At 65.2% G+C, this 18005-nt stretch carries 18 protein-coding genes; 8 read left to right on the forward strand and 10 right to left on the reverse strand.

Going from position 1 to position 18005, the window contains the following annotated elements:
• The first annotated feature begins 46 nt into the window (after positions 1 to 46).
• From ABFK29_RS01270 to ABFK29_RS01285, 4 genes are all read left to right on the forward strand, one after another.
• Positions 47 to 988 carry a 1-phosphofructokinase family hexose kinase gene (locus ABFK29_RS01270; protein ID WP_040604521.1) on the forward strand — a complete coding sequence of 314 codons (942 nt, stop codon included), beginning with the start codon at positions 47 to 49 and terminating at the stop codon, positions 986 to 988.
• Positions 989 to 1051: 63 nt separating this feature from the next.
• Positions 1052 to 1579: an RNA 2',3'-cyclic phosphodiesterase gene (gene thpR, locus ABFK29_RS01275; protein WP_005858395.1), complete on the forward strand. Its 528-nt coding sequence runs from the start codon at positions 1052 to 1054 to the stop codon at positions 1577 to 1579.
• A 24-nt stretch (positions 1580 to 1603) separates the two neighbouring features.
• Complete coding sequence (locus tag ABFK29_RS01280) at positions 1604 to 1990, forward strand: metallopeptidase family protein (protein WP_005858396.1); 387 nt, start codon at positions 1604 to 1606, stop codon at positions 1988 to 1990.
• 134 nt (positions 1991 to 2124) lie between these two features.
• Entirely contained in the window at positions 2125 to 2634 is a 510-nt protein-coding gene (locus tag ABFK29_RS01285) for a PRC-barrel domain-containing protein (protein WP_005858397.1), read from the forward strand.
• A gap of 92 nt (positions 2635 to 2726) precedes the next feature.
• Here ABFK29_RS01285 and ABFK29_RS01290 read toward each other — a convergent pair whose 3' ends face one another.
• The gene (locus ABFK29_RS01290; protein ID WP_040604472.1) at positions 2727 to 4385 is read right to left on the reverse strand and encodes an NAD+ synthase; all 1659 of its coding nucleotides are present in this window, start codon (positions 4383 to 4385) and stop codon (positions 2727 to 2729) included.
• A gap of 145 nt (positions 4386 to 4530) precedes the next feature.
• Here ABFK29_RS01290 and ABFK29_RS01295 point away from each other — a divergent pair, with 145 nt between their 5' ends.
• Positions 4531 to 5997, forward strand: coding sequence for an MORN repeat-containing protein (locus tag ABFK29_RS01295; protein ID WP_005858399.1), 1467 nt, complete (start codon positions 4531 to 4533; stop codon positions 5995 to 5997).
• 328 nt (positions 5998 to 6325) lie between these two features.
• Here ABFK29_RS01295 and ABFK29_RS01300 read toward each other — a convergent pair whose 3' ends face one another.
• The 5 genes from ABFK29_RS01300 to pip all read right to left on the reverse strand — a co-directional run bounded on the left by ABFK29_RS01300 (position 6326) and on the right by pip (position 12866).
• Entirely contained in the window at positions 6326 to 7876 is a 1551-nt protein-coding gene (locus ABFK29_RS01300) for an ABC transporter substrate-binding protein (protein WP_005858400.1), read from the reverse strand.
• Between the two features lie 109 nt (positions 7877 to 7985).
• Entirely contained in the window at positions 7986 to 9635 is a 1650-nt protein-coding gene (locus ABFK29_RS01305; RefSeq protein WP_005858401.1) for an ABC transporter ATP-binding protein, read from the reverse strand.
• Positions 9636 to 9638: 3 nt separating this feature from the next.
• Positions 9639 to 10835: an ABC transporter permease gene (locus ABFK29_RS01310; RefSeq protein WP_005858402.1), complete on the reverse strand. Its 1197-nt coding sequence runs from the start codon at positions 10833 to 10835 to the stop codon at positions 9639 to 9641.
• Positions 10832 to 11827, reverse strand: a complete 996-nt coding sequence (locus ABFK29_RS01315) for an ABC transporter permease (protein WP_005858403.1) — start codon at positions 11825 to 11827, stop codon at positions 10832 to 10834. Before ABFK29_RS01315 ends, ABFK29_RS01310 begins: the two co-directional genes overlap by 4 nt.
• A gap of 40 nt (positions 11828 to 11867) precedes the next feature.
• Positions 11868 to 12866: a prolyl aminopeptidase gene (pip, locus tag ABFK29_RS01320; protein ID WP_005858405.1), complete on the reverse strand. Its 999-nt coding sequence runs from the start codon at positions 12864 to 12866 to the stop codon at positions 11868 to 11870.
• A gap of 47 nt (positions 12867 to 12913) precedes the next feature.
• Between pip and ubiG the strand changes: the two genes are divergently transcribed.
• Positions 12914 to 13654 (forward strand): bifunctional 2-polyprenyl-6-hydroxyphenol methylase/3-demethylubiquinol 3-O-methyltransferase UbiG, encoded by a 741-nt coding sequence (gene ubiG / locus ABFK29_RS01325; RefSeq protein ID WP_040604473.1) that lies wholly within the window; start codon positions 12914 to 12916, stop codon positions 13652 to 13654.
• Positions 13655 to 13757: 103 nt separating this feature from the next.
• Here ubiG and ABFK29_RS01330 read toward each other — a convergent pair whose 3' ends face one another.
• Genes ABFK29_RS01330 through ABFK29_RS01345 form a run of 4 tightly spaced genes read right to left on the reverse strand, consistent with a single transcriptional unit; the run spans position 13758 to position 16062 of the window.
• A complete protein-coding gene (locus ABFK29_RS01330) occupies positions 13758 to 14189 on the reverse strand; it encodes a MarR family winged helix-turn-helix transcriptional regulator (protein WP_005858409.1) in 432 nt (143 codons plus the stop codon).
• On the reverse strand, positions 14186 to 15022 hold the full coding sequence (locus ABFK29_RS01335; protein WP_005858411.1) for a carbon-nitrogen hydrolase family protein: 837 nt from the start codon (positions 15020 to 15022) through the stop codon (positions 14186 to 14188). The genes ABFK29_RS01330 and ABFK29_RS01335 overlap by 4 nt, the downstream gene beginning before the upstream one ends.
• Entirely contained in the window at positions 15022 to 15279 is a 258-nt protein-coding gene (grxC, locus tag ABFK29_RS01340; RefSeq protein ID WP_005858413.1) for a glutaredoxin 3, read from the reverse strand. Before grxC ends, ABFK29_RS01335 begins: the two co-directional genes overlap by 1 nt.
• A gap of 39 nt (positions 15280 to 15318) precedes the next feature.
• Complete coding sequence (locus tag ABFK29_RS01345; protein WP_040604474.1) at positions 15319 to 16062, reverse strand: double zinc ribbon domain-containing protein; 744 nt, start codon at positions 16060 to 16062, stop codon at positions 15319 to 15321.
• On the opposite strand from ABFK29_RS01345, the gene ABFK29_RS01350 reads away from it, so the two are divergent.
• Complete coding sequence (locus tag ABFK29_RS01350; protein WP_005858416.1) at positions 16063 to 16881, forward strand: hypothetical protein; 819 nt, start codon at positions 16063 to 16065, stop codon at positions 16879 to 16881. It begins immediately after the preceding gene.
• Between the two features lie 58 nt (positions 16882 to 16939).
• Positions 16940 to 18004 carry a ferrochelatase gene (gene hemH / locus ABFK29_RS01355; RefSeq protein ID WP_005858418.1) on the forward strand — a complete coding sequence of 355 codons (1065 nt, stop codon included), beginning with the start codon at positions 16940 to 16942 and terminating at the stop codon, positions 18002 to 18004.
• Position 18005: the final 1 nt, after the last annotated feature.

An 18005-nucleotide genomic window follows, 5' to 3' on the forward strand; every position in this document is an offset into this window, starting at 1 on the left:
CCCCCGGACGTGGCGCGGCATGGTGGCGGCAAATGAAAGGCTGTCCATGTCCCAAGTCCTGACCGTTACGCTCAATCCTGCACTCGACCTCGCCACCTCGGCGCTCACTGTCAAACCCGGGCTCAAGCTGCGCTGCACCGAACCCACGGTCGAACCCGGCGGCGGAGGCGTCAACGTGGCGCGCGCCATCACCCAGCTTGGCGGCAAGGCACGTGCCTTGGTGGCGCTGAGCGGTCCGACGGGCGCGGCGCTTGAGCGTGAACTGCACGCCCGCCATCTCGATGTATTGCGGATCGAAGGCCCGGGCGAAACGCGGCAAAGCTTTGCCGTAACCGACGCCACCAGCAGCGACCAGTACCGCTTCGTTCTGCCGGGACCGGCGTGGAGCACCGCGCAGCTGGACGCCATGCTCGACACCATCGACGCCCAGTGCGAACCGGACGCCTTCGTGGTGCTGTCCGGCAGCATGCCGCCCGGCGCCGCGCCCGGCTTTGTCACCCGGGCCTGCATCCATCTGGGCACACGCCGGGTGATCCTCGACACTTCGGGCGAACATCTCGAACATCAGGCGACCGCGCCGCAGCCCGCACCTTACGTCCTGCGCATGGACAGCGCAGAGGCCAAGGCCCTCTCCGGTCAGGGGCTGGAGACACGCGCCGAGAGCGTCGGCTTCGCCGAGGACCTGCGCAAACGGGGCGTGGCTGAGATCGTCATCATCGCGCGCGGCAAGGACGGGTCGGTGATGGCCGGACCGGATGGCCTATGGCACACCTCCGCCGCCAACGACGTGGTCGTCTCGGCCATCGGCGCGGGGGACAGCTTTGTGGGCGGGTTCACCATGGCGCTCGCGCAGGGACACCCGGCACCGGAGGCGCTTCGTCGCGGGGCCGCGGCAGCCGCGGCGGCGGTCATGAGCCCCGGAACCCAGTTGTGCCTGCCCGGGGACTACGAACTGCTCCTGCCCCGGACGAGCCTGACCCGGTTTTGACGGACGCAGCGTTTCCATTCGGCAATATGGCCTTACGGAGTTCGACGTGGCAGTTAGGGCGTCATGCGCCTGTTCATCGCCCTTTCCCTGCCACCGGATGCACGCGGTCCCCTGACCGCGCTGCAGGAACGCCTGCCGGTCGGACGCCCCGTTCCCGAAGAGAACCTGCACCTGACGCTCGCCTTCCTCGGCGATCAACCCGACGAAGCGGTCGAGGCGCTGCATGACGCGCTGTCGACCCTGCGCGCCCCGGCGGTGCCCCTGACCCTCTCCGGTGCGGCGCTGTTCGGTGGCAAGAGCGGCCAGGCGGTGGGGCTGGAGGCGGACGGCGGCAAGGCGCTGACCGAGATGTTCGACCGGGTCCGTTCCCGCCTGCGCAGCGCCGGTGTGCGGGTCGAGCGGCGGCGCTTCCGCCCCCACGTGACGCTCGCGCGGCTGAAGGGCGGCGCGGATGCCTCGGGCGCACTGTCGGTGCTGGCGGGTGCCTCTATCGGTCCTGTCGTCGCAACCTCGTTCGGGCTGTTCCGGTCACATCTGAACCGCGACGGCGCGATTTACGAGGCGCTCTCGGTCTATGCGCTGGTGCTCTGACGCGCGGATGCCTATCTGCAGGCCATGACCCGCACCGACCCCGACACGTTCTACGACATTGCCCGCGCCGCGCTCGACGATCTGCCGGAGCCATTCCGTGCCGGCACGGCGGACGTGGTGCTGCGGGTCGAGGATTGGGCGCCGCGTCGTATCCTGGACGAGATGGGTATCGCCAATCCGCTCGAACTGACCGGTCTGTACGAGGGCATCCCGCTGACCGAGAAATCCGTCACCTTCCCCTCCCCCTATCCCGACACCGTCTGGCTTTTTCGCAAACCGATACTTCAGGAGTGGCGCGAACGGCAGGTCGATCTGACCGATCTCATCACCCATGTCGTCGTCCACGAGATCGCCCATCACTTCGGCTGGTCGGACGAGGATATCGCTGTCGTCGATCCCTGGTGGGAGTAGGGAAACCACGGCGTCTCTTGCACTTTATTCGGGAATGGTTCCTTAATTTCAAAAAAATATCTTTGAAAACAATGTGGAACGAGTCGCGATAGAAGCCGTTGTCCCCCCAGAAGCAAGACAATGGGAGCAACACCATGAAGACATTTTACGCATCCGCACTCGCCCTGACCGTGGCAGCCACCGGCGCTTTCGCCGAAAGCCATGCCAATGCAGAAGGCGACGCCGCGAAGATGACCGATCAGTCGACCATGACGCAGACGACCGATGCAACCGACGCCACCGAGTCCACCATGGACTCCGGCGCGAAGCTGATCCGCAGCCGCGACATCACCGGCGGTGACATCTACACCATGAACGAAGCCATGGACGAAGGCTCGGCCTGGGACATGGAATACACCGAAGTCGGCTCCGACTGGAACGACATCGGCGAGATCGAAGACATCGTTCTGGACTCCAGCGGCAAGATGATCGGCGTCGTGGCCGAAGTCGGCGGCTTCCTCGACATCGGTGACAAGCACGTCCTGCTTGAGCTGACCGAAGTGAAACTGGTGCCGGTCGACGACAAGAGCTATGCCATCGTCACCCGCCTGAACGAGGAAGACCTCGAAGCACGTGAAGACGTCGACGAAGGTTTCTGGGACTGATCCAGTTCCATTGAAAGAGAAAGGGGCCCCATCGTGGGTCCCTTTTTCATGCGCGGTCCGCCTGCGGCGCGCGCTCTTGCCGAAGCTCCGTCTTAACCTTCGTCCCGCCAGCGATTCACGATGGGATATCGCCGGTCCAGCCAGAATGCCCGATTGGTCAGACGCGCGCCGGGCGCCGACTGGAAGCGCTTGTATTCGCTGATGTAGAGCAGATGCTGGACCCGCATGGCGTCCTCTCGGCTGTAGCCCGCCGCCACGCAATCCGACACCGCGCCGTCCTGATCCACGAGAATATCCAGAATCGCGTCCAGCACCGGGTAATCGGGAAGCGAGTCGCTGTCCTTCTGATCGGCGCGCAGTTCTGCAGACGGCGGCTTCGTGATGATCCGTTCCGGGATGACCTCGCCCTCCGGCCCCTTCATCCAACCGCGATGGTTGGCGTTCCGCCAGCGGCAGGTCTCGAACACGCGGGTCTTGTAGAGATCCTTGATCGGGTTATAGCCGCCCGCCATATCGCCGTAGATCGTGGCATAGCCCACGGCGACCTCGGACTTGTTGCCGGTGGTCAGCAGCATTTCCCCGAACTTGTTCGACAGAGCCATCAGCAGGAGGCCGCGCAGGCGGGACTGGATGTTTTCTTCGGCCAGGTCGGGCTGGGTGCCCTCGAACAGCGGCGCCAGCGTTTCGGTGATGGCATCGCGCCCCTTGCCGATCGGCACGAAATCGTATCGGCACCCCAGCGCATTGGCACAGGCCTTGGCGTCTTCCAGCGAATGCTCGGAGGTGTATTCGGATGGCAGCATCACGCAACGCACGTTCTCCGCTCCAAGTGCGTCTACTGCGATGGTCGCAACCAGCGCGGAATCCACCCCGCCCGACATGCCCAGAAGAACCTTGCCGAAACCCGTCTTGCGGCAATAGTCGCGCAGGGCCAGGACCATGACGTTGTAGTCCTGTTCCCACGCATCGGGATGCGTGACAAAGGTGCCTTCCTCGGCCGTCCAGCCCTCGTCGCCACGGACGAAATCGACGGTGGTCGTGACCTCTTCGAAGACCGGGAGCTGCACGGCAAGCCGCGCGCGCGGGTTCATCACGAAGGAACCGCCATCGAACACCTGGTCATCCTGCCCGCCCACCATGTTCAGGTAGGCCAGCGGCAGGCCGGATTCGACCACCCGTGCGATCATCTTGTTCAGCCGGGTTTCATACTTGTTGCGGAAGTAGGGCGACCCGTTCGGCACGACGAGGATCTCCGCCCCGGATTCTTCCATCGCCTCCACGACGTCCGGATACCACGCATCTTCGCAGACCGGCATGCCGACGCGCACGCCATTGATGCTGACCGGTCCCTGCAACTGATCGCGCGAAAACAGCCGCACCTCGTCGAAGACGTTGAAGTTGGGCAGGAAATACTTGTGCGTCACCGCGGCAACCTTGCCGCCCTGCAAGACGTAGTACGAATTGTGCAGCTTCGCGCCCTCGGGGCAGGGTCCGCCGATGGCCAGCGCAGGGCCGTCCGCACAGGCCTTTGCCAGCGCCTCGATCTCGCGCACAGCGGCGTTGACGAAGGCCGGCTTCACGATCAGGTCCTGCGCCTGGTAGCCGGTGATGAACATCTCGGGCAGCGCCACGAGGTCGGCGCCCTGCGCGCGTCCCTCCTCCCACGCGGCCCGCGCCTTGGCGGCATTTCCGGCAAGATCCCCCACCGTGGGATTGAGCTGAGCCATCGTCAGGCGGAACCGGTCGGTCATCGCGCGTCCTTTCGTCGTCGTCCTCCACATAGCGGCAGGATGCGGTGGTGAAAAGCGCACCATGGCAAAAGACATTGCCCCGAGGCATTGCGTCCTTTACCACTCGGAGGACCTCAATCATCCGCTGCGAGGGGGCGGCAAAGCCATGAAAACCGTTCGCATTCTGTCTGTTCTGGGCGCGCTCGCACTGGGTTCCGCCGCCATGTCGCAGCAGGACGTGGTGACGAAGGAATACGACGACGGCGGCGTGTACGAGGGCACCTTTCTCGACGGTCTCCAACACGGGCGCGGCACCTACCGCCTGCCGAACGGCTATGAATACACCGGCGAATGGGTCGAGGGAGAGATCCGCGGCGAAGGCGTGGCCCGCTTCCCCAACGGGTCGGTCTACGAAGGCCAGTTCGCCAAGGGCAAACCCGAAGGCATGGGCAAGATCACCTTCGCGGACGGCGGCACCTACGAAGGCTCGTGGCTCGACGGCAAGATCACCGGCCAGGGCGTGGCGACCTATGCAAACGGCGTCCGCTACGAAGGCGCCTTCCGCAATGCCCTGCACCACGGCAAGGGCGTGATGACCGCGCCCAACGGCTACGTCTACGACGGCCAATGGGTCAACGGCGTCAAGGAGGGCACGGCCAAGATCACGTACCCCGACGGCTCGGTCTACGAAGGCCGCGTCGCCAATGGCGAACGCGACGGCGTGGGCAAGCTCGAGATGCCCGACGGCCTGATCTACGAAGGCACGTGGCGCGACGGCCAGATCGACGGCAACGGCAAGCTGACCCAGCCCAACGGCGACATCTACGAAGGCGCGCTGGTCGACGGCCGCCGCGAAGGTCAGGGCAAGGTCACCTACGTGTCTGGCGACGTCTACGACGGCGAATTCAACAACGACCAACGCCATGGCACCGGCACTTTCGTCGGCAAGGACGGCTACCGCTACGAGGGCAACTGGATCGCCGGCCAGATCGAGGGGCAGGGCAAGGTCACCTACCCCGACGGCTCCGTCTACGAAGGGGAATTCACGGGCGATCTGGCGAACGGCACCGGAAAGATCACCTATCCCGACGGCGCCACCTACGAAGGCACCTGGATCGATGGCGTGATCGACGGCAAAGGCATCGCCACGTATCCCAACGGCCTGCGCTACGAAGGCGATTTCGTGAACGCCCGTAACGACGGCTTCGGCATCATGACCTACCCCGACGGCTACCGCTACGAAGGCGAATGGCAGGATGGCGAACGTCACGGTGCGGGCACCGCCACCTATCCCGACGGCACGGTCTACGAAGGGCAGTTCCGCGACGGTCTGCGCCACGGCCAGGGCACGATCACCATGCCCACCGGCTTCCGCTACGTCGGCGCCTGGGCCAACGGCGAGATCAACGGCGAGGGCGTGGCCACCTACGCCAACGGCGACGTGTACGAAGGCGCCTTCCGCAATGGCAAGCGCGAGGGCGAAGGCACCATGCGCTACGCCACCGGCGAACAGGCCACCGGCGAATGGATCGGCGGCGCGCTTACCCGGAACAGCACCACCACACCGGCCCCCGATGCCGCCGGGACCGAAGACGGCGCGCCCACGCCCGAAGACCCGCCAGCCGACCAGTAACCGACACGGCAGTACGCGCCGACACGTCGCGCAGCACGCTGTCCAACCCGTCCGTTCACTTTGGCGAATTCACCAGCGCCCACGGCAGCCCGCGCGGGCAACCGCACTGAACCGGCACCAAAGGAAGGAAGCGGCGGGACAAGCGCGTCCCGGTCCTTCATCTTGGCCGAAATACCTCCGCCGGAGGCGTCCGACGACCGGACAGTGCCAGCCGTCTCCATCCCGCGAAACACGCCGTAGGGTGGCGTTCAACGCCACCTGCCCCCAAACGAAAACGCCCCGCAGCATGTGCGGGGCGTTTCGAAAAGCAGTCGGGTCTGGCGGCGGCTCAGGCCATCCACCACCGCTCCGCCATGCGGGCGTTGTCCATCTGCCAAAGGTTGCCGACCTTCTCGGGGCTCGCAACCTTGTTGGAGATCGCCTGAACGTAGTTGGCAAACATCGGCACCAGAACGCCGCCCTCGTCGCGAAGGATCATCTGCATCTCGCCGTACATCTCGCGGCGTTTTGACGAATCCAGTTCGGCACGCGCGTCTACCAGTAGTTCCTGGAAACGGGCACTGTCGTTCGAGCCCCACTGGCTGTCGTTCCAGGGCGCACCTTCCGCGTAGGCGGTCGAGAACATCCAGTCTTCCGTCGCACGGCCCGACCAGTACGAGGCGCAGAACGGCTTCTTCAGCCAGACGTTCGACCAGTAGCCATCCGCCGGCTCCTGCACCACGTTGATGTTGATCCCGCCCGGCTTGGCCGAAGCCTGGAACAACTGCGCCGCGTCTACCGCACCTTCGAACGCCGCAGAGGACGCCGACAGGTTGATGTCGAGGGAATCCATCCCGGCTTCCTTGAGGTAGAACTTCGCCTTGTCGGGATCGTAGGAAAGCTGCTCCATCTCCAGATAGTACTGGTTGGCGGGACCGATGGGGCTGTCGTTGCCGACCTGGCCGTGGCCCAGCAGGATCTTGTCGACCATTTCCTGACGATTGATGCCGTGCTTCAGCGCCTTGCGGACGTTGACGTTGTCATACGGCGCGACATCGGTCAGCATCGGGAAGATATAGTGCTGGTTGCCCGTCACTTCCTGGATGCGGATCATCGGGTTCGCCTTCAGCAGCGCCTCCGTCTTGAAGTCGATCCGGTTGATCGCGTCCACCTGACCGGTCATCAGGGCGTTCATGCGGGCGGTGTTGTCGTTGATCGCGATATACTCGATCTCGTCGAAGAAGCCCGCCTCGTCACCCTTGTAGTGATCCGGATAACGTGTGCCGACAAAGCGCACGCCCGGCTCGAACGCCTGCACCTGATAAAGGCCGGTGCCGATGCCCTTGGCGATGGCCTCTTCGATCATGCCTGCCGGGTAAATCAGGATGTGGTAGTCGGACAGCAGGTAAGGCAGGTCGGCGTTGCCTTCGGCCAGCGTCAACTGCACCTGCAAATCGCCGGTCTTCTTCATTTCTACGATCGGTTCGACGATGGGCTTCGCGGCGGATTTCGCACCTTCCGCGATGTGCATCTGCAGCGATTCGATCACGTCGTCCGCGCCGAAGGACTTGCCGTTATGGAAGGTCACGCCCGGGCGCAGGTTGAACGTCCAGGTCTTCGCGTCCGGGGTCGCTTCCCAGTCGGTCGCCAGCTCGCCGCGCAAGGAGCCGTCCGGCGCGATCTCGGTCAGGCTGTCGAACACCGCACCCTGCGCGGAGGCGATCATGAACAGGTCGGAGTGTGTCCGCCCGTCCCAGTTGTCGGATGTGTTGGCCCCGGACAGGCCGGCCTTCAGTCGGCCACCCTTCTTGGCCTGGGCGCGCAGCGGCAGGCCGGAGGCCGCCAGCACACCGGCGGCGGCACCCGTGGTCAGTAGTCCGCGTCGGCTGATACGTGTCATTGTCGTGTCTCCCTGTTTTTATCTTGCCCACGACCCGGAGGCCTTTGGGAACTTAACGATTCTCGATGCAGTTTAAACGCAAATTACCGCGAGCGATGCCCGTCTTCCGTCAGTCCATCTTGTTCACGGCGGCGTCGCCGATGTTGTCCAGCCCGCGTTCCGTCAGCAGGTTCGTCAGCCAGTCGGGGTCCATCTCCGGCACCGAGGAAAGCAGCAGGTCGGTGTAGGGGTGATGAGGCGGCTTGAACATCCCGGCCTTGGCGCCCTGTTCGACCACCTGGCCATCCTTCATCACGACCACCTCGTCGGCGATCGACCGCACCGTCGCAAGGTCGTGGGTGATGAACATGTAGGACAGGCCCAGCTCGTCCTGCAACCGCGCCAGCAGACGCAGGATGCCCTCTGCCACAAGCTGATCGAGCGCGCTCGTGACCTCGTCGCAGATGATGAATTTCGGCTCGGCGGCCAGCGCGCGGGCGATGCCGATCCGCTGTTTCTGGCCGCCGGACAGTTCCGAGGGCAGCCGGTGGAGGTATTGCTTAGCGGGCAGTTCGATCTGCTCCAGCAAATCCGCCACGCGGTCGCGCTTTGCCCGCCCGCGCAGGCCCATGTAGAATTCCACCGGGCGGCCTATGATTTCGCCGATGGTCTGGCGCGGGTTCAGCGCCGTGTCCGCCATCTGATAGATCATCTGGATCTGCCGCAACTGGTGGCGCGACCGTTTGCGGTAATCGAGGGGCAGCGCCTCTCCGTCCAGCTCGATCCGTCCGATGCGCGGCGGAAGCAGCCCGGTGATGCAGCGCGCCGTGGTCGATTTGCCCGATCCGCTTTCGCCGACAACCGCCACCGTCCGGCCTGCGTGGATATCGAAACTGACGTCGTGCAGCACGTCGATTTCTCCGTAGGCCGCCGTCACCCCCTGCACGGAAATCACCGGCGTGGCGTCCAGCGCGGGCGCGGGTTTGGCCGGACGCACGAACTCCCGCACGGCCCAGAGGCTCTTGGTGTAGTCTTCCTGCGGATGGGACAGCATCTCGCGCGTTTCGGCCTCTTCGACCTCGTCGCCCTTGAGCAGCACCTTGATCCGGTCCGCCATCTGCGCCACCACCGCCAGATCGTGCGTGATGTAGATCGCCGCCGTGTCGAACTGTTCGACGATATCGCGGATGGAGGCGAGCACCTCGATCTGCGTCGTCACGTCCAGCGCCGTCGTCGGCTCGTCGAAAATGATGAGATCGGGCCGACAGGCCATGGCCATCGCCGTCATCGCCCGCTGCAACTGCCCACCGGACACCTGGTGCGGATAGCGAAAGCCGATCTCCTCCGGGTTGGGCAGGCGCAGCCGGCGGTACAGCTCCACCCCGTCTTCGGCGCTTTCGGCCTTGGACGACACGCCATGCTGCACCGGCGCCTCGGTGTGCTGGTCGATCAGCTTGTGAGCGGGGTTGAACGAGGCCGCCGCAGACTGCGCAACGTAGGCGATACGCTTCCCCAGCAACTGGCGCTTGGTCTCGGCGCTCGCCGCCAGCAGGTCGATCCCGTCGAAGGTCACCGAACCGCCGGAAATCCGCACGCCATCCCGGCAGAAGCCCATGGCAGCCAGGCCGAGCGTCGACTTGCCCGCCCCGGACTCGCCGATCAACCCCAGCACCTCGCCCTTCTTCAGGGTCAGATCCACGCCCTTGATGATCGGGTTCCAGGTATCGTCGGATCGCCCCTCGATCCGCACATCGCGCATTTCGACAAGCAGATCGGACATTGCTTACTCCTTCAGGCCCGAGCTTCGGTGCAGCATCCAGTCCACGACAAAGTTCACCGCGACGGTCAACAGGGCGATGGCGCCCGCGGACAGCAGCGGCGCGGCGGCGATCTGGGGCGCGAAGCCCGCGTAGTTGATGAAGGCCGACAGGTCCTTCACCATCGTTCCCCAGTCGGCCAGCGGCGGCTGGATGCCGAGGCCAAGGAACGACAGGGCGGAAATCGTCAGGAAGACAAAACAGAACCGCAGCCCGAACTCCGCCAGCAGCGGCGCGGTGGCGTTGGGCAGGATCTCGCGGAAGATGAGGTACAACAGCCCCTCACCCCGCAGTTTGGCCGCCTCGATGTAGTCCATGACGACGATGTTCATCCCCACGGCCCGCGCCAGGCGAAACACCCGCGTCGAATCGATGACCGCGATGATCAGCACCATGGCAATCGTCAGACCCGTGCCGGACACCCAGGCGCTGGCCACGGTTATCAGCAGCAACGAGAAGATCAGCGACGGGATCGCCATCAGCACGTCGACACCCCGGCTCAGCAACTGGTCCATCCAGCCCTGCAGAGTGGCCGCCAGGAACCCCAGCGTACCGCCCAGCAGGAAAGCCAGGACCGTCGTGGCAAAGGCGATACCGACCGTGTTTTGCGCGCCGTAGATCAGACGGGACAGGATATCGCGGCCGATCTGGTCGGTGCCCAGCGGGAAATCGGGGTTGCCGCCCACCGCCGGGTTGCCGCCCGGAACGATGTTGGCCTGTCCAAAGACCTGCTCCTGCCCATGCGGGGCAAGCACACCGGCAAAGATCGCGAGGAAGGCGTAGATCAGGATCACGAGGATGCCGAAGGCCGCGGTCAGCGGCATGTTCTGGAACATCCTCCGCGTGCCGGACGTCCCCACGTACCGCCCGAAGAGGCGAAAGACAAAGGCCGCCGCAGCAGCGACGGCCACGCCATGCACCGTCCAGCGGAAATACAGGACAGACGCCACCGGCGCCCCTGCCTCGTTCGCCGCGGGCTGAAGATACAGCCAAACCCCGCCAAGGATCACCGCAACGCCAAGGGCGTAACCGAATGCCACGGCGTAGTTCATGTCGCGGAAGTAGGGCTTGTTGCCGGTCGCCTTCTGCCCGGCAAAACGGAAAAGCCAGCCAGCCGCCGCCACGATGGCAAGCGCGATGAGGACCTTGATCCAGATGCTCATTTGGGATGCCTCAGGCGCGGGTTGGTCAGGATCGACATGATGTCCGCCGTCAGGTTCAGCAGGATATAGGCGCCGGCGAAGATCAGGCAGCAGGCCTGCACCACAGGTATGTCACGGATCTTGACGCTGTCGACAAACAGCTGCCCGATGCCCGGATAGACAAAGACCACCTCGACCACCACGACGCCGGTGATCAGGTAGGCGAGGTTCAGGGCAATGACATTGATGATCGGCGCCAGCGCGTTGGGCAGCGCGTGGCGGACGATCACCCGCATCGGCTTGATCCCCTTCAGGCGGGCCATCTCGATATAGGGCGACGCCAGCAGGTTGATGATCGCCGCGCGGGTCATCCGCATCATCTGAGCCGTCACCACCAGCGTCAGCGTCAGCGCCGGCAGCAACGTCTTTTCCAGCCGTTCGCCAAAGCTCATGCCTTCGTAGATGTTCGACAGGCTCGGCAGGATCGGGTTCAGCACCGCAAGGAAGAGGATCAGCAGGTAGGCCAGGAAGAACTCCGGCGACGAAACGGAAGTCAGCGACGCGATGTTCGCCGTCTTGTCGAAGACGGAGTTCCGGTAAAGCGCCGCGAGCACGCCCAGCGTCACCGCGAAGGGAACCGCGATCGCCGCCGTGACGCCCGCAAGGAACATGGTGTTGGCAAAGCGCGGCGCAATCTGCGCGGCGACCGTGGTTCTGACGCCGCTGTCCGATCCCACGAAGGACGAGAAGTTCGCCTGAGCGAAGGAATTGCCAAGGTCCCCTCTCAGCGCATCGAACAACCACTGGAAGTACCGCACCACCGGCGACTGATCGAGCCCGAGATCCCTCCGGATCGACTCAACCGCTTCCGGCGTGGCCCCCTGACCAAGGATGGCCTGGGCAAAGTCACCCGGCAGCATGTTGACCGCCGCGAATATCACGATGGACACGATGAACAGGGTCAGGATGCCAAGAGCCAGACGCTGAAGGATGATTTTTAGGACCGGATTCACGTTCCCTGTGGTTCTTTTTTTATTGACTGATGAGTCAACATTAACGGCGGTTCATTGTATGTAAACCCTCTTGTCGGGAAATCTCATCCATCGCCCTGACCAATTCCGCGCTGATACCCGGTTCCGACAAGGCATGACCGGCATTCCGAACCATCCGCAGATCCGCTTCGGGCCAGGCCTGAGCCAGTTCCCAAGCGCGGCGCGGCGGGCAGATCATGTCGTAACGCCCCTGCACGATCACCCCCGGCGTGCCCTTCAGCCGGTCGATGTTGGCCAGGATCCAGCCGTCATGCTCAAGAAAGCCGTCATTGGCGAAATAGTGGTTCTCCAACCGGGCGAAGGCGCGGGCATAATGGCCGGGGGACTCGCCTCCGTTACCATTGGAATAGACCGTGGCCAGGGCGTTCTCCCAGGCGCACCAGGCCTGCGCATGGCGGGTCTCGGTCGGCAGATCTCCACAGAACAGCCGCTTGGCGTAAGCGCCGATCATGTCGCCGCGCTCGTCCTCGGGGATCAGGTGCGTGAACCGCGCCCAGGGCTCCGGCCAGAACTGGCCCGCGCCGCCGCCATAGAACCACTCCAGCTCCGCCTTGGTCATCATGAAGACGCCGCGCAGCACAAGATGGCTGACCCGGTCGGGGTGGCTGATGCCGTAGACCAGGGCCAGCGTCGCGCCCCAGCTGCCGCCGAACACCGCCCAGCGGTCGATGCCCAGCGTGTCGCGGATCATCTCGATGTCGGACACAAGGTGCCATGTCGTGTTGTTCACCACGCTGGCGTGCGGCTTCGACCGCCCGCAACCGCGCTGGTCGAACAGAACGACACGATAGACCTGCGGATCGAAGTAACGCCGCATCGCCGGGCTGCATCCGCCCCCCGGCCCGCCGTGCAACACCACCACCGGCACGCCTTCGGGGTTGCCGCACTGCTCCACATAGATCTGATGTCCGTCGCCCGTATCGAGCGTCCGCTGGTCGAACGGATCAACCGGAGGGTAAAGATACTGCGCTGCGCGCTTTTGGCCCGGGATTTTGTCCATGTCCTACCTATATTGGCCAAGCATAGGGAAAGACCATGGGGAATGTCATGACGACCACCGTCGACGCATCGGAGATCGCAAAATTCGAGGCAATGGCCGCCGAATGGTGGGATCCGAACGGCAAGTTCAAACCTCTGCACATGATGAACCCCGTCCGGCTCGACTACATCACGACCCAGATCGCCGGAGAGTTCGACCGCCGGCTCGGCACCGAAAAGCCCTTCACCGGCCTGCGCATCCTCGACATCGGCTGCGGCGGCGGACTCCTGTGCGAACCGATGGCCCGCCTGGGCGCCGAGGTCGTGGGCGTCGACGCCGCCGCCCGCAACATCCCCGTGGCCGAAGCGCACGCGGCGCAGTCCGGCCTCGCCATCGACTACCGCCACACCACGGCCGAGGATCTCGCCGCAGCGGGAGAGCGCTTCGACGTCGTGCTGAACATGGAGGTCGTCGAACACGTGGCCGACCCCCTCGTCTACCTGACCGCCTGCCGCCAGCTCCTGAAACCCGGTGGCCTGCACCTCTGCTCGACCATCAACCGCAATCCGAAAAGCTTCGCCATGGCCATCGTCGGCGCGGAATACGTCATGCGCTGGCTGCCGAAGGGCACCCACGAATGGTCGAAGTTCATCACGCCCGACGAACTCTACGACCTCATGCGCCGCGCCGGCCTCGACCCTGTCGACCGCAAGGGCTACGTCTTCAATCCGGTGTCCTGGCGCTGGTCGATCTCCGATCGCGACCTCTCGGTCAACTACGTGACCGCGGCCCTCGCCCCCGCCTCCTGAACCGGACCCGGCCTCCGCCCTTCATCTTGGCGAAAATACCTCGGGGGAGCGGCTCCGCAGGAGCGGCGGGGGCAGCGCCCCCATCCGGCGCTGGCCACCGGTCCTAGCCCTCGAGCTTGCCGCGCAGTTCCCGCAACACGGGGATCGCGGCGCGCACCTTGTCGTCGCCCAGGTCGGTCATCACCTCGTCGATCAGCGGCGTGATCGCCGCCAGCGCCGCATCGCGGGCCGACCGTCCGGCGGGCGAGATCGACACCATCTTGCGCCGCGCGTCGTCCCAGTCGGGACGGATGTGCACATACCCGGCGATTTCCAGCTTCGACAGGGTGTTGGTCATCGCGCCGCGCGTCACATGGAACGACCGGGCCAGTTGCGCCGGGCTTTTCTCGCCGCCGCGCGCAAGCTGGTTCAGCACCGAAAAGTGCGAGATCTCCATCCGGTTCGGCAGCACCTTGGTCAGCCGCGCCCGCAACAACTGGTCCGCGACAAGCAGCTCGCTGAACAGCGAAATCGCAAGCCCGCTGCCGTCGCTCATGTCTCCGGGCCCGAGAATACCCTGTCGTGGGTCAGCGCCGGGACCTTGCGCCGCGCCTCCGCGACCTCCGACAGGTCGATGTCGACCACGTACACGCCGGGCGTCGTACCGGCGTCGAGGATCACCTCACCCCACGGCGACACCACCAGCGAATGCCCCCAGGTCTTCCGCGCCCGCCCGCTGCGCGCCGCATGCGTGCCGCACTGCGCCGGGGCAAGCACGAAACAGCCGGTCTCGATCGCGCGGGCCTGCAACAGCGGTTTCCAGTGCGCCGGCCCGGTGCCCGGCGAAAAGGCCGCCGGGACGGTCAGGATCTCCGCGCCCGCCTGTGCCAGCGCCCGGTACAGGTAGGCAAACCGGACGTCGTAGCACACCGTCATGCCGATGGCGCCGACATCGGTCTGCGCAACCACCGCGCACGCGCCCGGCGCATAGCCCGACGATTCGGCGTAGGTTTCCGTCTCCGACACCTGCACGTCGAACATGTGCATCTTGTCGTAACGCGCCACGATGCCGCCCGAGGGGTCGATCAGGATCGACCGGTTGACGAAGCGCTCTTCCGGCGGCTCGGCCTTCAGCGCCAGCGACCCGGCCAGCACCCACAGGCCGCTGGCCGCGGCCTGCGCGCACAGCCCGGACAGCACCCGGTCCCCGGTCTCGTGCCGCAGGACCTCTTTCTGGTGCGCCCGGTCCATCGACACGCAATTGCAGACCTCCGGGGTCAGCGCGATCTCTGCGCCGTCCGCCTTCGCCTCCTTCAGCATCGCGCGCATGGTCGCGAGGTTCTGCTCCGGATCGTCGGAGGAGGTCATCTGCAGCAGGGCAACCCGCATCAGCCTGCCAGCAACGGGTCGAGCTTGCCCTCCCGCTCCAGCGCCGCGAGGTCGTCGTAGCCGCCGACATGGGTGTCACCGACAAAGATCTGCGGCACGGTATGGCGGCCGTGGGCACGGTCCATCATCTCGGACCGCCGCGCGGGTTCTTCCAGCACGTTTATCTCGTGGAACGCGACTCCCTTCGATGTCAGAAGCCGCTTGGCCGCGTGGCAGTAGCCGCACAGCGGGGAGGAGTAGATCTCGACGTTTTGCATGGCGCTTTTCCTTTCGGTCCATCGACCTTTAGCGGAAACTTAAGGGTCTTTGACGACACGCGCCAGAACGGAGACGCAGACCTGCTGTGCGCCAGCGGACAAGCAGGCCTCGGCACAGGCAGCAAGCGTCGCCCCCGTGGTCATCACGTCGTCCACTAACAGCACCCTGCGGCCCGCCATCAGCCCCGCCCGCCCGGCGCGTGCCGCGATTCGTCCCGACAATACCTCGAACCGCTGCGCGCGTGTCTTTCCGTCCAGCAGCGGCGTGGCCTGCCGCCGCTCCAGCGCGTCGGGGCACCAGTCGATCCCCAACGTGCGCGCAAGCGACCGGGCCAGCAGCGCCGACTGGTTGTACCGCCGCGCCAGATGGCGATTAAGGTGCAGCGGCACGGGCACCGCCAGCGTCCCGGGCGTCACCATGTCGCGGCTGACCCGCGCCATCCACTCCGCCGCGGGCGCCGCGATGTCCTGCCGGTCGCCGTGCTTCAGCGCCAGCACAAGCCGCCGCCCCACGTCCGCATAGACCAGCGCCGCGCGCCCGCCGACCCAAGGCCGCGCCAGCGTCAGGCAGTCGTCGCAATGCTCCACTGTCCCGGATTCCCCCGGCAGCGGCGCACCGCACACGTCGCAGGCCAGCCCGGTGATGAACCGCGTTTCGCGCCAGCAGGCGCCGCACAGGCCAAAGTCGGTCTCCACCAGACCGCCGCACGACAGGCATCGCGGCGGGTAAACAAGCTGTACGAGGGTTTGCATCCGCGCGGCCCAGAAATTATCTGCTCTCATATGGACAACCCTCCCCGCCTGACCGACCGGGCCGCCCTGACCCGCAACCGCCGACGCGCCGACACCAAGGCGCTGTTCCTGCACGAAATCGCGCGGGATGAGGCGGAGGATCGGCTGGCCATGGTTAAAAGGGCGTTTACCGCCCCCGCCGTGGTGACGCCCTTTCCCGCCATCTGGCAACAGACCTTCCCCGGAGCGCGCATCGTCAGGGACACCGAACTCCTCGATCTGACGCCGGGCGCTCATGACCTCGTGATCCACGCGCTTTGCCTGCACTGGGCCGACGACCCGGTGGGCCAGCTCATCCAGGTCAGGCACGCGCTGAAACCCGACGGTCTTGCGCTGGTGCTCGCGTTCGGGGGCCAGACGCTCCACGAACTGCGCGCCGCGCTCGGGCAGGCGGAGGCCGAGATCACCGGCGGTCTTTCGCCCCGCGTCCTGCCCATGGCCGAGATCCGCGACCTGGGTGCGCTCATGCAGCGTGCCGGCCTGGCCCTGCCGGTGGCCGACAGCGCGCCTCTCGACGTCAGTTACCGCAGCGCGCTGCACCTGATGCAGGAGCTCCGGGCCATGGGCGAGGGCAACGCACTCGACGCGCGGATCAGGCGCTTCACCCGCCGCCGCGTCCTTCTGCGCGCGGCCGAGATCTACGCCGAAAGCTACCCGGCCGAGGACGGCCGCGTCCGCGCCACCTTCGAGATCCTGACCCTGACCGGCTGGGCGCCCGACGCAAGCCAGCCGCAGCCCCTCCGCCCCGGCAGTGCGGCAAAGCGTCTGGCCGACGCACTGGGCACGCAGGAAACACCGTTGAAAGATTGACCTGTCAGCATGACACGATACCTAGCTGGCGACACATTCCAAGAAGGGGACAAGACCGATGCTGGATGGCACGACGACCGGGACGCGACCCACGCACGCCCCCTCTGACCACCCGAAGGTGACCACCGGCAAGGTCGGGGTTCTGCTGGCCAACCTGGGCACGCCGGACGGGCACGATTACTGGTCCATGCGGCGCTATCTCAGTGAATTCCTGTCCGACCGCCGCGTGATCGACTATGCGCCGTGGAAATGGCAGCCGCTTCTGCAACTGGTCATCCTGTCGAAACGGCCTTTCACATCCGGCGCCGCCTATCGGTCGATCTGGAACAACGAGGCGAACGAGTCTCCGCTGATGACCATCACCAAGGCCAAGACCGCCAAGATCGCCGCCCGCATGGCAGAGCAATACGGAGATCAGGTCGAGGTCGCCTTCTGCATGCGCTACGGCAACCCATCGACGCAGTCGAAGGTGCGCGAGCTGGTGGAAAAGGGCTGCCACAAGATCCTGTTCTTCCCGCTCTACCCGCAGTACGCCGGCGCGACCTCCGGCACCGCGAACGACCAGTTCTTCCGCGCGCTCATGGCGGAGAAATGGCAGCCCACCGCGCGCATCGTCGATCCCTATTTCGCACATCCGAAATACGTGGAGGCACTGGCCCAATCTGTCGAACGCGCCTATGCCGCGGCAGAGCAGAAGCCGGACCTTCTGATTTGTTCCTATCACGGTCTGCCGCAACGCTACCTGGTGGAAGGCGACCCCTATCACTGCCAGTGCCAGAAGACGACGCGGCTGCTGAAAGAGCGTCTCGGATGGGACGATTCGCAGATCAAGACCACCTTCCAGAGCCAGTTCGGCCCCGAGGAATGGCTGCGTCCCTACACCGTCGAAGAGGTCGCCCGGCTGGCGAAGGAAGACGGCGTGAAACGCATCGCCGTCTGCGCACCGGCCTTCTCGGCCGACTGCATCGAGACGCTGGAAGAGATCAACGAGGAGATCAAGGAAAGCTTCGAACACGCCGGCGGCGAGAGCTTTACCTACATCCCCTGCCTCAACGACGACGACGCCCATATCGACGCGCTCAGCACGGTGATCGGCGAAAACCTGTCCGGCTGGGTCGACTGAT

Origin of the sequence: Sagittula stellata E-37 (assembly GCF_039724765.1) — a bacterium.
GTDB lineage: Bacteria > Pseudomonadota > Alphaproteobacteria > Rhodobacterales > Rhodobacteraceae > Sagittula > Sagittula stellata.

Coding starts and splice junctions, on each gene's coding strand:
- ABFK29_RS01270 (WP_040604521.1), top strand. CDS start 47: ATGTCCCAAGTCCTGACCGTTACGCTCAATCCTGCACTCGACCTCGCC.
- thpR (WP_005858395.1), top strand. CDS start 1,052: ATGCGCCTGTTCATCGCCCTTTCCCTGCCACCGGATGCACGCGGTCCC.
- ABFK29_RS01280 (WP_005858396.1), top strand. CDS start 1,604: ATGACCCGCACCGACCCCGACACGTTCTACGACATTGCCCGCGCCGCG.
- ABFK29_RS01285 (WP_005858397.1), top strand. CDS start 2,125: ATGAAGACATTTTACGCATCCGCACTCGCCCTGACCGTGGCAGCCACC.
- ABFK29_RS01290 (WP_040604472.1), bottom strand. CDS start 4,385: ATGACCGACCGGTTCCGCCTGACGATGGCTCAGCTCAATCCCACGGTG.
- ABFK29_RS01295 (WP_005858399.1), top strand. CDS start 4,531: ATGAAAACCGTTCGCATTCTGTCTGTTCTGGGCGCGCTCGCACTGGGT.
- ABFK29_RS01300 (WP_005858400.1), bottom strand. CDS start 7,876: ATGACACGTATCAGCCGACGCGGACTACTGACCACGGGTGCCGCCGCC.
- ABFK29_RS01305 (WP_005858401.1), bottom strand. CDS start 9,635: ATGTCCGATCTGCTTGTCGAAATGCGCGATGTGCGGATCGAGGGGCGA.
- ABFK29_RS01310 (WP_005858402.1), bottom strand. CDS start 10,835: ATGAGCATCTGGATCAAGGTCCTCATCGCGCTTGCCATCGTGGCGGCG.
- pip (WP_005858405.1), bottom strand. CDS start 12,866: ATGGACAAAATCCCGGGCCAAAAGCGCGCAGCGCAGTATCTTTACCCT.
- ubiG (WP_040604473.1), top strand. CDS start 12,914: ATGACGACCACCGTCGACGCATCGGAGATCGCAAAATTCGAGGCAATG.
- ABFK29_RS01330 (WP_005858409.1), bottom strand. CDS start 14,189: ATGAGCGACGGCAGCGGGCTTGCGATTTCGCTGTTCAGCGAGCTGCTT.
- ABFK29_RS01335 (WP_005858411.1), bottom strand. CDS start 15,022: ATGCGGGTTGCCCTGCTGCAGATGACCTCCTCCGACGATCCGGAGCAG.
- grxC (WP_005858413.1), bottom strand. CDS start 15,279: ATGCAAAACGTCGAGATCTACTCCTCCCCGCTGTGCGGCTACTGCCAC.
- ABFK29_RS01345 (WP_040604474.1), bottom strand. CDS start 16,062: ATGAGAGCAGATAATTTCTGGGCCGCGCGGATGCAAACCCTCGTACAG.
- ABFK29_RS01350 (WP_005858416.1), top strand. CDS start 16,063: ATGGACAACCCTCCCCGCCTGACCGACCGGGCCGCCCTGACCCGCAAC.
- hemH (WP_005858418.1), top strand. CDS start 16,940: ATGCTGGATGGCACGACGACCGGGACGCGACCCACGCACGCCCCCTCT.